The 14,052-nt window shown below is 70.3% G+C and carries 13 protein-coding genes and 1 pseudogene; 5 read left to right on the top strand and 9 right to left on the bottom strand.

The window, feature by feature from the left end; genetic code table 11:
- Positions 1–136 precede the first annotated feature (136 nt).
- The gene (locus tag ITJ56_RS01890) at positions 137–1,186 is read right to left on the bottom strand and encodes a substrate-binding domain-containing protein (protein WP_194626976.1); all 1,050 of its coding nucleotides are present in this window, start codon (positions 1,184–1,186) and stop codon (positions 137–139) included.
- A gap of 99 nt (positions 1,187–1,285) precedes the next feature.
- Here ITJ56_RS01890 and ITJ56_RS01885 point away from each other — a divergent pair.
- Positions 1,286–1,684, top strand: a pseudogene (locus ITJ56_RS01885) (ABC transporter permease subunit); the annotation flags it as partial.
- Between the two features lie 71 nt (positions 1,685–1,755).
- Here the strand turns inward: ITJ56_RS01885 and ITJ56_RS01880 are convergent.
- Positions 1,756–3,093 carry an alpha-amylase family glycosyl hydrolase gene (locus ITJ56_RS01880; protein ID WP_323749692.1) on the bottom strand — a complete coding sequence of 446 codons (1,338 nt, stop codon included), beginning with the start codon at positions 3,091–3,093 and terminating at the stop codon, positions 1,756–1,758.
- An 81-nt stretch (positions 3,094–3,174) separates the two neighbouring features.
- Between ITJ56_RS01880 and ITJ56_RS01875 the strand changes: the two genes are divergently transcribed.
- On the top strand, positions 3,175–3,573 hold the full coding sequence (locus ITJ56_RS01875; RefSeq protein WP_194626966.1) for a DUF3253 domain-containing protein: 399 nt from the start codon (positions 3,175–3,177) through the stop codon (positions 3,571–3,573).
- A gap of 22 nt (positions 3,574–3,595) precedes the next feature.
- On the opposite strand, the gene ITJ56_RS01870 is transcribed toward ITJ56_RS01875, so the two are convergent.
- Positions 3,596–3,790, bottom strand: a complete 195-nt coding sequence (locus ITJ56_RS01870; RefSeq protein WP_194626964.1) for a hypothetical protein — start codon at positions 3,788–3,790, stop codon at positions 3,596–3,598.
- Between the two features lie 199 nt (positions 3,791–3,989).
- The gene (locus ITJ56_RS01865) at positions 3,990–4,499 is read right to left on the bottom strand and encodes a nucleotidyltransferase domain-containing protein (RefSeq protein ID WP_194626962.1); all 510 of its coding nucleotides are present in this window, start codon (positions 4,497–4,499) and stop codon (positions 3,990–3,992) included.
- Positions 4,500–4,703: 204 nt separating this feature from the next.
- On the opposite strand from ITJ56_RS01865, the gene ITJ56_RS01860 reads away from it, so the two are divergent.
- Complete coding sequence (locus ITJ56_RS01860; RefSeq protein ID WP_194626960.1) at positions 4,704–5,804, top strand: SDR family oxidoreductase; 1,101 nt, start codon at positions 4,704–4,706, stop codon at positions 5,802–5,804.
- A gap of 16 nt (positions 5,805–5,820) precedes the next feature.
- Here ITJ56_RS01860 and ITJ56_RS01855 read toward each other — a convergent pair whose 3' ends face one another.
- Positions 5,821–6,894, bottom strand: coding sequence for a spore photoproduct lyase family protein (locus tag ITJ56_RS01855; RefSeq protein ID WP_194626958.1), 1,074 nt, complete (start codon positions 6,892–6,894; stop codon positions 5,821–5,823).
- 44 nt (positions 6,895–6,938) lie between these two features.
- Between ITJ56_RS01855 and ITJ56_RS01850 the strand changes: the two genes are divergently transcribed.
- Positions 6,939–7,238 (top strand): biopolymer transporter Tol, encoded by a 300-nt coding sequence (locus ITJ56_RS01850; protein WP_194626956.1) that lies wholly within the window; start codon positions 6,939–6,941, stop codon positions 7,236–7,238.
- 287 nt (positions 7,239–7,525) lie between these two features.
- Here the strand turns inward: ITJ56_RS01850 and ITJ56_RS01845 are convergent, their stop codons facing one another.
- The 4 genes from ITJ56_RS01845 to ITJ56_RS01830 form a co-directional block, all read right to left on the bottom strand.
- Positions 7,526–9,355, bottom strand: coding sequence for a glycoside hydrolase family 35 protein (locus ITJ56_RS01845; RefSeq protein WP_194626954.1), 1,830 nt, complete (start codon positions 9,353–9,355; stop codon positions 7,526–7,528).
- An 88-nt stretch (positions 9,356–9,443) separates the two neighbouring features.
- A complete protein-coding gene (locus tag ITJ56_RS01840) occupies positions 9,444–10,778 on the bottom strand; it encodes an ABC transporter substrate-binding protein (RefSeq protein ID WP_194626952.1) in 1,335 nt (444 codons plus the stop codon).
- Between the two features lie 97 nt (positions 10,779–10,875).
- Positions 10,876–11,847 carry a carbohydrate ABC transporter permease gene (locus tag ITJ56_RS01835; RefSeq protein WP_228516915.1) on the bottom strand — a complete coding sequence of 324 codons (972 nt, stop codon included), beginning with the start codon at positions 11,845–11,847 and terminating at the stop codon, positions 10,876–10,878.
- On the bottom strand, positions 11,844–12,788 hold the full coding sequence (locus ITJ56_RS01830; protein WP_194626950.1) for a carbohydrate ABC transporter permease: 945 nt from the start codon (positions 12,786–12,788) through the stop codon (positions 11,844–11,846). The genes ITJ56_RS01835 and ITJ56_RS01830 overlap by 4 nt, the downstream gene beginning before the upstream one ends.
- 189 nt (positions 12,789–12,977) lie before the next feature.
- On the opposite strand from ITJ56_RS01830, the gene ITJ56_RS01825 reads away from it, so the two are divergent.
- Entirely contained in the window at positions 12,978–14,009 is a 1,032-nt protein-coding gene (locus tag ITJ56_RS01825; RefSeq protein WP_323749691.1) for a LacI family DNA-binding transcriptional regulator, read from the top strand.
- Positions 14,010–14,052: the final 43 nt, after the last annotated feature.

Here is a 14,052-nt window from a genome sequence, read left to right as displayed (position 1 = left end):
ACCGTGCGAGGGGGCAGGCCTCGCACCGTGCGAGGGCCCGCTCCGGTGCGAGGTTCCGTACTCCGTGCCAGGCACGATGGCTCGCACGGAGTACGGAACCTCGCACCGTTCGGCGCCGCACCTCGCACCGTGCGACCTACGTGCTGCGCCGCACGACGAGCTCGGGCGCGAGCAGCGTCTCGTCGCGTGGCTCCCCCTCGACCAGGGCCCGCACGGTGTCGAGCACCCGCTCCCCCATCGCCCGGAAGTCCTGCCGCACGGTGGTGAGCGGCGGCGTGAAGTGCGCGGCCTCGGGCACGTCGTCGAACCCCACCACGGCGATGTCGTCGGGAACGCGGAGGCCCTCGTCAGCGAAGGCGTGCAGCACCCCGAGCGCCATCTGGTCGTTGCCCGCGAAGACCGCGTCGACCGTGGTCACGTCGATGTGCCGCGCCGCGTCGAACCCGCTCGCCGGGGTCCAGTCGCCCTCGAGCACCAGCGGTTCGAGCCCGGCGTCCCGCATGATCCGCACGTAGGTGTCACGCCGGACCTCGGACTCCTGCGACACGTGCGGCCCGGCGATGTGGACGATCCGGCGGTGGCCGCGATCGAACAGGTGCTGCATGACGAGTGCGGTCCCCGCGGCCTGGTCGATCGCGACGGCGGCGACGCTGGGCGCGACCGGGGTCCGGACGGCGTCGCGCTGCACGGCGTTCGACACCACCACGGGGACGGTGACGGGCACGGTGAGCGAGGCGAGGGCGTCGAGCACCCGGTTGTCCGCGGCCACCAGGACGATCGCGGCGACGTCCTGCGCCAGCAGCGTCGTGAGCGCGCCGGACAGGTCGGTCGGGCTCGGTTCCTCGGGCAGGGTCGACAGCAGCACGTGGTACCCGGCCGAGCGGGCCGCGCGTTCGAAGCCGATCGCGGTGCTCGACGGGCCGTACAGGGCGTCGCCGGCGGTGATGATGCCCAGCGCCTTGCTGCGTCCCCCTGCGAGCGCGCGGGCAGCGGCGCGGGGGCGGTAGCCGAGCTCGGTGACGGCGTCGGAGACCTGCGTGCGGTACTGCTCGCGGACGGTCGGGTCGCCGTTGATGACACGGGAGACGGTCTGGTGGGACACGCCGGCGCGCTCGGCGACGTCGAAGATCGTGGGTGCCTTCCGGCGCTTGCCGCCCTTGCCCTCGGGGGCGGTCGTGGTGGTCACGTGGCCAACCGTACCGCTCGGTTCGGCCACCGCGGCAAGATCGCGAAACGGTCTCGTTGAGTTGACACCCCGTCACGGAACCCACGAGATGTGAGCGCTCACACGAGCGCGATCGGTGGCAACGCCCTGGCCGCGCAGCTGTCGGGTGTGAAGACGAAGCGCGTGACCTTCCTGCTCTTCGTCAACGTGGGCGTCATCTCGGCGCTGGCGGGCGTGGTCTTCACCGGCCAGCTCAACCTGGCGGCACCCGGTGCGGGCAACGGCTTCGAGCTCGACGCCATCGCCGCCGTCTTCATCGGTGGTGCCGCCGTCACCGGTGGCATCGGCACCGTGCCGGGAGCCATCGTCGGTGGTCTCATCATCGGCCTGCTGAACAACGGCAGGTCGATCCTGGGTGTCGGTACCGGGTTCCAGTCCCTGATCAAGGGCCTGGTGCTGCTCGCCGCCGTCGCGTTCGACGTGTTCAACAAGCGCCGGGCGGCGTCCGCGCGCAAGTAGGGCGCAGCGTCACCTTCGCGAAAGCGACAGATGTGCGCGGAACATCCGCGCACTTCTGTCGCTTTGGCGGTTCAGCGGGACAGGACAGCCCACCCCGCGGCCGGGAGGCGCAGGGTCCCGTCCTCGAGATCCGCTCCACCCGTCTCCACCTGCGTCGCATCAGCCGTGGGCACCTGGACGGGGTCGTCCGCCAGGTTCAGGGCGGTCACCACGGCGGCGTCCGCCGTCGCGGTCCGCAGCACCACGGCGGTGTTGGTCAGGTGCACGACGTCGGTGTGGGCGCGGTGCAGCCAGGGGTTCCGGCGGCGCAGGGCGATGAGCGCCTCGTACGCGTGGGTCAGCGCCGTGGGTTCCGGCGCCTGGTCCGGGAACTCCGGTCGGACCGCGTCGTCGCCGCCCTCGCGTTCCTCCTTCACCCCGGTCAAGCCGTACTCGTCGCCGGCGTAGAGAACCGGGGTCCCCGCCACCGTGAACAGCACTGCGGCCGTGTGCCCGGCAAACCGCTCCCCCACCGCGCTCACGATCCGGGTGACGTCGTGGTTGCCGACGAACGTCGTCGGGGCGAAGGTGGCCAGCAGGGCGTCGTGCCGCTCGATCGCGTGCGCGAGCTCGTGGCCGTTGCGGTCCGCGATGCCGTGCCAGATCCCCTGCCACAGCTCGTACTGGGTCAGCGAGTCCATCGTCGAGTCGCGCGCGATCGCCGCCGCGTCGCCGTGGATCACCTCGCCGCTGAACCAGGCGTCCGGGAACCGCTCCCGCACCCGCGGCAGCACCTGCGCCCAGAACGCCGGCGGCACCGCGTACGCCGCGTCGAGTCGCCAGCCGTCCACCCCGCGGTCCAGCCAGTGCGTCATCACTTCCACCACGAGGTCCTCGGTGGCGCGGCTGTCGTGGTCGAGCGCGACGAGGATGTCGTGGCCCTCGAACAGCCCGACGGGCACGGGCTGCCCCGGCTGCCACCCGGACCAATCGATGGCGAACAGGTCGGCGGTCGGCGCCTCCGGGCCGTGATCGGACAACACGGTGAAGGCCGGGTGCTCACGGCCGACGTGGTTGAACACCCCGTCCAGCAGCACCCGCACGCCCCGCTCGTGCGCCGCGGCGACCAGGGCGTCGAAGTCGGCGTCGTCACCCAGGCGCGGGTCGATGCGGAAGTGGTCGACCGTGTCGTACCCGTGGGTCGAGCTCGCGAACACCGGACCGAGCAGCAGCCCGTTCAGCCCGAGGTCGACGACGTGGTCGAGCCACCCGGCCAGGCGACCGAGGCGGTGCTCGACCGGTCGCTCCGCCACGGGTGTCGTCGGTCGGACCTCGGCGCCGACGAAGCCGAGCGGGTAGACGTGCCACCACATCACGTGCTCGACCCACGAGGGCTCGGACGGACGGGCGGGTGCGGTGTCGGCGTTCACCGCACCGATGCTGCCAGGCGCACCTGGGCCGCGTGCGTGGTCGCTGTGTGCCGAGGTGCACCTCAGGACGAGGATGGAGCGATGGGACGGTCGATCAGGACGGAAGCGGACGCGACGGCGTCGGGGTCGGCACACGCCGAGCGCACCTGTGACGGGTGCGGACGCCGGATGCCGTCGTCGGCGGCGCCGGAGGCGAAGTGGTGTTCCGGAGCCTGCCGGCGGCACGGTCTGGACGACACCGACCGGGCCCTCGAGCAGCGCATCGACGAACTGCTGGCCGCGCGGGCGCGGACCTCGAGCATCTGCCCGTCCGAGGTCGCGCGCTCGCTCGACCCCGACGACTGGCGACCGCTGATGGAGCCGGCACGTCGAGCTGCCCGGCGCATGGTGGCGCGCGGCGAGGTCGAGATCACCCAGGGCGGGTCCGTCGTCGACCCGTCGACCGCCAAGGGTCCGATCCGCATCCGTCGTCCGCGGTGATCCTAGTCGCGGCGCGCCTGTTTCAGGTGCGCTCGTGAACCGTGCGGATGAGCCGTTCGAGCGCGGTCACCAGCGCCCGTGTCTTCTTCTGGGTCACGCGCGACGTCGAGTACTGGAAGTTCGTCTTCTCATCGGTCAGCCGCTTGACGTGCAGGCCGGGTCGCGTGTCCGGTGCAGGCCTGGTCGAGCAGCCGACGAGCGGCAGCGTGGTCGTCACCGAGGTGGTGGTAGCCGAGGATCGCGCCGCAAAGAGCGTCCGACACCGCGATCCCGCCGAGCACAGCGTTCGCACCGGCGGCCTTCCAGTCCGCGTGACTCGTCGACTCGACGGAGAGGAGCGCGACCTCGAGGTAGGGCTGCGCTTCGTCTCGGCGCATCGCGACTGCTGCCCTGTCGACGGCGCACGCGAGCCGCCATCAGATGTACGTCCTGATCTCCTCGCCGAAGACTGTTCGGGCTTCTTCTCGCCACGACCCGACGAGCGGGTCTCCCTCGGCCACGAACCGACGGAGATCAGCGCGAGTCACGTCGAACACCTGGCACTCGTTCCCCGTCCACCGCCGGACGAGGTCACCGAGGCGGACGACGACGTCGGTGTCGACGGTCTGCTCGAAGACGACGAGGAGGTCCAGGTCGGACGCCGGCGTCGCGGTGCCCCGGGCGACCGACCCGAAGATCGAGACCGAGAGGACCCCGGCCTCCGCCGACTCGACGTACGCGCCGATCCGACGTTCGAGTTCGTCGCCGGCTTCGAGGCCGAGTTCCACCGCCGGCCAGAGCAGGTGTTCCCGGTTGACCCGGTAGGCCGAGCGCTGGAGACCACGCTCGACCTGCACGAGCCCTGCTGCCTCGAGCTTGTCGAGCGCGCGTTTGATGCCGGTGTGCTGCGCAGCGCCCGCGACCCGCGCAACCTGTCGTCCGGTCATGCCGGAATCGGTCCGGGCGAGGACGCGGAGCGCGTCAGCCTGCGTGGCCCCAGCAGTGTGGCGAGTGGTTTCACGAGTTGCATGTCGATGCCTCCGCAAGAAGTGACCGATCAGCGGTACATGTGGTGCGTTTTTGTGCACACTCCGCGCCGGACGGCACGCGGGGAGGGAACACGTGTCGTCCAACGTGGGTTGCATCGATGGATGACTGCAACCGGATCGACCGAACAGACTCCTGCCCGCCGCGAAGCCCTGGTCGTCGGAGCCAGCGGCATCACGGGTTCCGCCCTGGTGCGCCACCTGCTCGACCTCGGATGGGACGTGACGGCGCTCTCCCGCCGACCGCTCGCCGAACAGGGTGTCCGGACCGTCGCAGCCGACCTGCGCGACCCCGAGAGCCTGGCGGCCGCACTCGCCGACGAACACCCGACACACGTCTTCTTCACCGCCTGGCAGCGGCAGGACACCGAGGCGGAGAACATCCGCGTGAACGGCGGCATGGTCCGCGACCTGCTCGCGGCGCTGTCGCACGCTCCGCTCGAGCACGTCGCCCTGGTCACCGGCCTGAAGCACTACCTCGGCCCGTTCGAGGCGTACGCCGCCGGCGAGATGCCCGACACCCCCTTCCACGAGGAGGAGCCGCGCCTCGACACCCCGAACTTCTACTACGCGCAGGAGGACGAGCTCTTCGCAGCCGCCGAACGCCAGGGGTTCACCTGGTCCGTGCACCGCTCGCACACCGTCATCGGACACGCGGTCGGCAACGCCATGAACATGGGCCTCACACTCGCCGTGCAGGCCACGCTGGCGAAGGAGCTCGACCTGGACTTCGTGTTCCCGGGCAGCGAGGCGCAGTGGAACGGCCTGACCGACATGACCGACGCCGGGATCCTCGCCGAGCACATGGTCTGGGCAGCGACGTCACCCGAGGGTGCGGACGAGCCGTTCAACATCGTCAACGGCGACGTCTTCCGGTGGCGCTGGATGTGGCCGCGCCTGGCCGCGCACCTCGGCGTCGACCCGGCACGCGTGGTCGGCTACGAGGACGCCCCGCGACCGCTCGAACAGCAGATGGCCCCCTACGAGTCCGAGTGGCCCGGCATCGCCGAGCGCCACGGTCTCGCCGAGGCGGACATCACCCGGCTCGCCTCGTGGTGGCACACCGATGCCGACCTGGGACGCGCGATGGAGGTCGTCACGGACATGGGCAAGAGCCGCGAGGCCGGGTTCACCGCGTTCCGTCGCACCGAGCGGGCGTTCGCCGAGCTGTTCGACCGCTACCGTGCCGACCGCCTCATCCCCTGATCGAGCCCGGTCCCGATCAGAAGGCGTACCGGATCCGGCAGGACGGCAGGTGCTCGGCCACGAGTTCGCGGAAGCGCTCGACGAGCTGCCCCTTCATGCCGGACCGGTAGCGCACGTTCACGGCACCGTTCTGCGACACCTTCTGCTCCTGCAGGTCCGGGCGCCACAGCAGGTCCTCGGCCTTGGGGTGCCACCCGAGGTTGACCTCGTGCAGGGGCTGGTTGTGCGTCAGGAAGATCACCTCGGCGGCGAGCTGGGCCTTGGCTGCCGGTGACAGCACCTCACCGACCTGCCGGAGCAGCGCTGCCCAGTCCGACTCCCACGTCGGGGTGAGGATGACCGGCGAGAAGTTCAGGTGCACCTCGTACCCGGCGTCGACGAAGTCGTTCACCGCGGCGATCCGCTCGGCGATCGGGCTGGTCCGGATGTCGGTGACCTTCGCGGTCTCGTGCGGCATGAGCGAGAAGCGGACGCGGGTCCGGCCCATCGGGTCCCAGTCGAGCAGGTCGCGGTTGACGTACTTCGTGGCGAACGAGGCCTTGGCCGTCGGGGTCATCCGGAACAGGTCGCAGAGGTCTCGGACGTTGTCGCTGATCATCGCGTCGACCGAGCAGTCGCTGTTCTCACCGATGTCGTAGACCCAGGATTCCGGGTCGCACTGGTTCGGCTCGGTCTTCGGCCCCTGCTTGGCGATGTTCCGGGCCACGTGCTTCGTGATCTGGTCGATGTTCGCGAAGACCGTCACCGGGTTGCTGTAGCCCTTGCGCCGCGGCACGTAGCAGTACGCGCACGCCATGGCGCAGCCGTTCGCGGTCGACGGCGCGATGAAGTCGGCGGAGCGGCCGTTCGGCCGGGTCACCAGCGACTTCTTCACGCCGAGCACGAGCGCCTCGGTCTTGATCCGCACCCAGCGCTGGACGTTCCGTTCGTCGCCGTGCACCTCGGGGATGTTCCAGTGCGACTCGACGGGGACGATCTCGGCGTCCGGCCAGCGCCCGACGATCTCCTGCCCACGCTGCAGTTCGAGGGCGGCCGGCTCGGCGTAGATGCGTCGGACGTCGAGCATCGGGCGGACGCGTTCGTGGCTCATCGGCTCCTGTCTACCCGGGACCACCGACGGTGCAGACTCGGACCATGACCGCCGAACCCGACGACCACTTCTTCGTCGTGGACGGCCGACGCTGGCGCCGGACCGACCCCGCCCTGCCCGAGGAACTCGCCGCCGCGCTCCGCTCCCACCTGGGCCGCGGGCGGAACGCCGTGAAGACCGCGAAGCGTGCGGGCGACGACGCTGCGTTGGCGGCGGCACGGCACCGGAACGGCCTGGCCAAGCACGGGCTGGGCGAACGCGGCCCCGAGTGGTGGACGCGCCCCGAGGCCGACCGGATCGCCGACGCCGAGCGAGCCCTGGCCGACCTGGACGCCCTGCCGTGACCACGATCCGGCCGCCTCGCTTCGAACGGCTCCTGAGCCTCGTCGTGTTCGGACCGGTCCTCATCGGCACCGGAATCACGCTCGCTGCCGTGGCGCTCGTGCCCGGGGCATCCGCGCGGGGCTTCGTCCTCGTGCTCGGAGTCGCCCTCGTCGCGGCACGAAGTTCGCCCCGCTCTGGCGACGCGAGGCGCTGCTCCAGGTTCGAGCCTGGGCAGCAGCTCACGAGGTCCGAAACGTCCCATGACGCTCGCGATGGGGAGCAGAATCGGGCGTACCTGGTCCGCCGACTAAGCCTCGGTGTGCCCCAGGTGCGGCTCGAGGAGCAGGCACGCCGTGCGCGACGCGGCGGCGTGCAACTCGAGCACGACGAGTTCGTTCCGGCCCTCGCGGAGCACCGGCCCCGGGATCGCCAGGGTCTGCTGCGGCCCCCGTGACCAGTATCGACCGAGGCAGAACCCGTTGACCCAGGCGACACCCTTGCGGAACCCGTCGAGCGACAGGTAGCGGTCGTCCACGGTACCGAGGTCGAACGACCCCGCGGCGAAGGTCGGACCGGCGAGCACGTCACCGCCGGTCCGTGTGGCCTCGGACAGCGCGGCGACCGCCGCGGGTGCGATCGGGTCGAGCGCGAGCGGGGACGCGGTCCACCGTGCGACCGGAGCGCCGTCGATCGCAACGCCCCCGATCAGTCCCTTCGGCTCACCGATCCGGACGCCGTAGTCGACGCGGCCCTGGTCCTCGACGAGGAGTTCGAGCGTGCCGGTCACCACCGGCAGGGTGATGGCACGGTCGTGGTGCTCGCGCTCCAGGACACCGACGACGACACCGTCGACGGAGACGATCGCGCGGTCGCGCACCTCGGTGCCGACGGTGAGCACGCCACCGGCGGGCAGGTCGACCTCGGTTCGGTAGGCGACGAAGCCGCTCGCGGCCCCGAGGGAGTCGAAGGTCGGCGGCTCGTCGTGCGCGGACCACGTCGTGAGGGTGGGCAGCAGGGAGCGGAGCGACGCGACGCGGTCCAGACGGACGGCGAGGTCCGTGGCGGGGGTGATCCGGGCCTCCAGGCCGACTCCGTCCGGCGCATCGGACGCGAGCCGACCCGAACCACCCGGCTCCATCGACGCGGGCAGCGGCGGGACGGGCGCGTAGCGCTCGATCACCGACCGGAAGGCGTGGAACTTCGGCGTCGGCCGACCGGCCTCGTCGAGCGGGGCGTCGTAGTCGTACGACGTCGCGATCGGGCGGTAGACGCCCTTGTCGTTGGCGCCGTTGGTGAAGCCGAAGTTCGTGCCGCCGTGGAACATGTAGATGTTGACCGAGCCACCGGCGGCGAGCAGCACGTCGAGGTCCTCGGCACTGGCAGACGCCGGCGTGGTGTGGTGGTGCTCACCCCAGCTGTCGAACCAGCCGTCCCAGAACTCCGAGCACATCAGGGGGCCGGTCGGCTGGGCCTGGCGCAAGCGCTCGAGGCGGGCGGCCGAGCGCGATCCGAACGAGCCGGTCTTGTGCAGGGACGGCAGCGAACCGTCCTCGAGCATGGTGCCCATCGGCTGGTCGACGCTCGTGAACGGGACCGTCAGGCCGATCGAACGGTGCATCTGCTCAAGAGCCCGCAAGTAGGACGGGTCGGAGCCGTAGGCGCCGTACTCGTTCTCGACCTGCACCAGGACGATGGGCCCGCCCTGGTCGATCTGCCGCGGGACCAGCACGGGGGCCAGGTGCTGCAGGTACGTCTCGACCGCTGCGAGGAACCCGGGCTCGTTGCGTCGGACGCCCACCGAGCCGTCCGCGAACAACCAGTACGGCAGACCGCCGTTCGTCCACTCGGCACAGATGTAGGGGCCGGGGCGGACGATGGCGTGCATGCCCTCGGCGGCGATCAGGTCGAGGAACCGGCCGAGGTCGAGGCCGCCGGTCAGATCGAAGACGCCGGGCGACGGCGCGTGCGCGTTCCAGGCGACGTAGGTCTCGATGGTGTTGAGGCCCATCAGCTTCGCCTTGCGGATGCGGTCGGCCCACAGATCGGGGTGCACGCGGAAGTAGTGGATCGCACCGGACAGGATCCGGTGCGGCTCGCCGTCGAGCAGGAAGTCGGTGTCGCCGATGGCGAAGCGCATGGTGTGACCTTCTCATGGCCGGCCGGAGCCGGGCGTGGAGCGGGGCCGTGCGGACGTGTCCGCACGGCCCCGCGGGGTGTGCCGGGAACTACTTCGACGAGACCGTGAAGCCCTGGTCCTCGCCGTACTTCACGAGGGCCTTCTGCCAGGCCTCGAGACCGGCGTCGAGCGAGGTGCCCTTCTCGTACGCCTGGCCGACGGTGTCGGCGTAGACGCTGTTCGCGTACACCTGGTACGGCAGGTACGTGAAGTCGTTGTCCGAGGACTTCGACGCGTCGACGAGCACCTTGTTGATCTGCTGGCCGCCGAAGTACTCCGGCTTCTCGTCGAGGAAGGCCGCGGAGTCGAGGTCAGCGGTGGTCGAGGGGAACCCGCCGGACTCCATGAAGACCTTCGTCGACTCCTTCGAGGAGTTCAGCCACTTGAGGAAGCCCGCGGCGAGGGCGGGGTTCTTCGACTGCTTCATGACGACCTCGGCGCTGCCGCCGTTGTTCGCGGTCTGGGCGGTACCACCGTCGTAGGTCGGCATCGGGGCGACGCGCCAGTCACCCGAGGCCTGTGCGACGCCGGACTCCAGGTTGCCGGGCATCCAGGCGCCCGTGATCATCGTGGCGATCTCACCGTTGCCGAGCTGCTTGTACCAGTCGTCCGTCCAGCCGACCGTCTTCGACAGCAGGCCCTGCTCGACGAGCTCGTTCCAGGTGCTCGTCCACTTCTTGGTGCCCTCGTCCTGCAGGTTGATGGTCACCTTGTCGCCATCCGTGGTGAACGGGGTGCCACCGGCCTGGGCGATCATGCTCGTGGTGAAGCCCGCGTCGCCGGAGTCGGCCGCGATGTACGCGTTCGGGTCGGCCTCGTGCAGCTTCTTGGCAGCAGTGACGTACTCGTCCCACGTCTTCGGCACCGCGATGTCGTGCTTGTCGAAGACGGTCTTGTTGTAGAACAGCGCCATGGGCCCGGAGTCCTGCGGCAGGCCGTAGACCTTGTCGTCGATCGACACCGAGCTCCAGGTGCTCTTCGCGAACTTGTCCTCGAGCGAGTCGAAGCCGTAGCCCGACAGGTTCAGGAGCGAGTCGGACAGGGCGAACTGCGGCAGCGCGAAGTACTCGACCTGGGCGACGTCGGGGGCGCCCGAGCCGGCCTTGATCGTGTTCTGCAGCTTGGTGTACTGGTCCGCGCCGGTGCCGGCATTGACGAGCTTGACCGTCACCTTGGGGTACTGCTTCTCGAACGCCGCGACCTGGGCCTTCGCCGACGGGGTCCACGACCAGTAGGTCAGGGTGCCACCGTCCTTCAGGGCCTTGTCGATGTCGTCGGCCGAGCCGCTGGAGCCGGAGCTGCCGGAGGCGCACGCGGCGAGGGCGATCGCGGCGGTGACGCCGATGGCGAGGGCGCTGAGCCCGCGCCGGAGACGCTTGTTCATGGGAGTGCCTTTCACTTCTTCGTGGAGGGGGTGGTGCTGCTGTGTACCGGACCGGGAGCCGCGTGGCTGGGTCGCCCCGGGCCTCCCGTCCGAGGGATCAGGCCTTGACGGACCCGGCCGCGAGGCCGGACTGCCAGAAGCGCTGGAGGAAGAGGAACGCGACCACGATCGGGATGATCGTGAGGAGCGACCCCGTGACGACGAGGTTGTAGATCGGCTGCGCGCCCGACCCGGTGGCCTGCGCGTTCCACTGGTTCAGGCCGACGGTCAGCGGGTACCACTTCGGGTCGCTCAGCATGATGAGCGGCAGGAAGTAGTTGTTCCAGGTGGCGACGACCGCGAACAGCAGGACGGTGACGACACCGGGAGCGAGCAGGCGGAGCGCGATGGTGAAGAAGATCCGGAACTCACCGGCGCCGTCCATGCGGGCGGCCTCGAGGAGCTCGGCGGGGATCGCGTCGACCGCGTAGGTCCAGACCAGGTACATGCCGAACGGGCTGATGAGCGACGGCAGGATGATCGCCCAGGGGGTGTTCGTCAGGCCGACCTGCGAGAAGAGCAGGAACGTCGGGACCGCCAGCGCCGTGCCGGGGACCGCGATGGCACCGAGGACGACGGCGAAGACCGCGCGGCGGCCGGGGAACTGGAACTTCGCCATGCCGTAGCCCGCGACGGTGGCGAGCAGGGTCGCACCGCCGGCACCGACGACGACGTAGAGCAGCGTGTTGCCGAACCACTGCAGGAAGATGCCGTCGTTGTACGTCACCGTGTCGACGATGTTCTGCCAGAGGTTGAAGTCCCCGCCGAACCACAGGCCGAACGTGGAGAGCAGCGACGCCTGCGTCTTCGTGCTGTTCACGAGCAGGTAGAACAGCGGCGCGAACGAGTAGACGACGAAGACGACCATGACCGCGGTCAGCAGACCGGATCGCTTCGGCTTGCGTCCGTCGACGTGCTGCTCGGTCTTCCGGGAGGCGCGGATCGAGCGGGTGCGCGGCGAACGCTGCGTCGTGGTCGCCTCGGTGGCCGTGGCGGCCGCGGGTCCGGTGGGGTGCTGGATGGTGCTCATCGGTTCTCCTCGCGGGTGCCGCGGACCTGGACGACGTAGGCGATCACCGCGGTGATGACGCCCATCACGATCGCGACGGTGGCGGAGTAGTTGAACTGCTGGCCGCTGAAGGACAGCGAGTAGGCGTACATGTTCGGGGTGAAGGCGCTGCCGATGACGTTCGGGGCGAGCGTCTTGAGCAGGTTCGGCTCGTTGAAGAGCTGGAAGCTGCCGATGATCGAGAAGATCGTGGCGATGACCATCGGGCCGCGCAGGGCCGGCAGCTTGATGGAGAACACGGTGCGCATGGGGCCGGCGCCGTCGAGTTCGGCCGCCTCGTACAGCTCACCGGGCACGGTGCGCAGTGCGGCGTAGAAGATCAGCATGTTGTAGCCGAGGAACTCCCACGTGACCACGTTGCCGATCGACGTCAGCACCCAGCTCGGGCTGAACGGCTGCAGCAGGTCGATGCCGAGCGCGTCGTTCGCGGCACCCGTCAACCCGAACTGGTTGCCGTAGATGAAGCCCCAGATCAGGGCGGCGACGACACCGGGGACGGCGTACGGCAGGAACACCGCGATGCGGAAGAACGACGTGCCCCAGAGCCGGGCGCTGTCGAGGGCCAGGGCGGCGACGAGCGCGAGACCCAGCATGATCGGCACCTGGACGACCAGGAAGATCGCGACCCGACCGAACCCGGACCAGAACTTGGCGTCCTGGACGAGCTGCACGTAGTTGGCGAACCAGACGAACTGGTTGCCGCCGATGAGCTGGTCGCGGAACAGGCTGAGCCAGAGCGCGTACCCGATCGGCACGATGAGCATCAGGACCAGGACGACGACGAACGGGCCGACGAACAGCCAGCCGGTGAACCGTCCGCGCGGCTTGGGGCGCCGGCCTGCGGGGCGCTGTGCGGCGGGGCGCGGTGCTGCCTCGCCGGGGCGCGCTGCGAGCGTGCTCATGTGACTCCTTCGTCTGCTGCGTTCGGGTGTCGATGTCGCGTCACGGCCCGGACCGGATCGGGGTGTCCGGGCGGTCACCGATGTTGACGTCAACATCCAACCGTCGCGACGATAGCATGGCAACGTCAACATGCGCTAGCGTCCGGGGAGGCCGAGCACTCGGCAACCTCGACCGGAAGGAGCGCAAGCGTGACGACGGAGACCCCCGCCGGCACCCGCCGCGCCCCCTCGATGGCCGCCGTCGCCGACGCTGCCGGGGTCTCGATGCAGACCGTCTCGCGCGTCGCCCGGGGCTTCGACAACGTCAGCCCGGACACCCGCGACCGGGTCCAGCGCGCGATGGAGTCGCTCGGCTACCGCCCGAACCGTGCCGCCCGCGCCCTGCGCTCCGGTCGCTTCCGCACCATCGGCGTGATCATGTTCACACTGGCGTCCTTCGGGAACATGCGGACGCTCGAGGCCATCGCCGACGCCGCCGGGGCCGCGGACTTCACGATCACCCTGCTGCCGATGGCCTCCCGGACCGAAGAGGGCGTGCGCTCCGCGTTCTCACGCCTGCACGAACAGGCCGTCGACGGCGTCGTGATCATCATCGAGTCGCACATCATCGACACGGCCGAGGTCGTGCTGCCCGACGGCGTGCCCATGGTCATCGTGGACTCCACCGGCAGCACCGAGCACCCCGCGATCGACACCGACCAGGCCGACGGCGCCCGGCAGGCGACCCAGCACCTGCTCGACCTGGGCCACGAGACGGTCTGGCACGTCGCCGGGCCGGAGTCGTCGTACTCGGCGGCCCGTCGACTCGCCGCGTGGCAGGACACCCTGGAGCGCGCCGGTCGCCCGGTGCCGCCGGTCTTCCACGGTGGGTGGACGACGGAGGACGGTTACCGGGCCGGGCTCGAGATCGCCGCACGCCCGGAGATCACCGCGGTGTTCGCCGCGAACGACCAGACGGCGCTCGGGGTCCTGCGCGCCGCACACGAGTCCGGCCGGCCGGTGCCGTCGTCGCTCAGCGTGGTGGGGTTCGACGACTCCCCCGAGTCCGACTCGTTCTGGCCGCCGCTGACCACCGTGCACCAGTCGTTCGACGAGGTCGGCCGCCGAGCGGTCGCGAACCTGCTCGCCCAGATCGACGGCGAGCGGGTCAGCGTGGCCGCCGACCTGGTGCCGGTGCGCCTGGTCGAGCGCGCGAGCACGGCGGCGCCGCCGGCGCGCTGACGCCACGGCCGGGCCCGTTCCCCGGAGCGACACTCTGCCGCCG

Origin of the sequence: Curtobacterium sp. VKM Ac-1376 (assembly GCF_015351025.1) — a bacterium.
Taxonomy (GTDB): Bacteria; Actinomycetota; Actinomycetes; order Actinomycetales; family Microbacteriaceae; genus Curtobacterium.
Note: the sequence above shows the minus strand (reverse complement) of the source record. Positions and strands in the feature narration are given on the sequence as shown.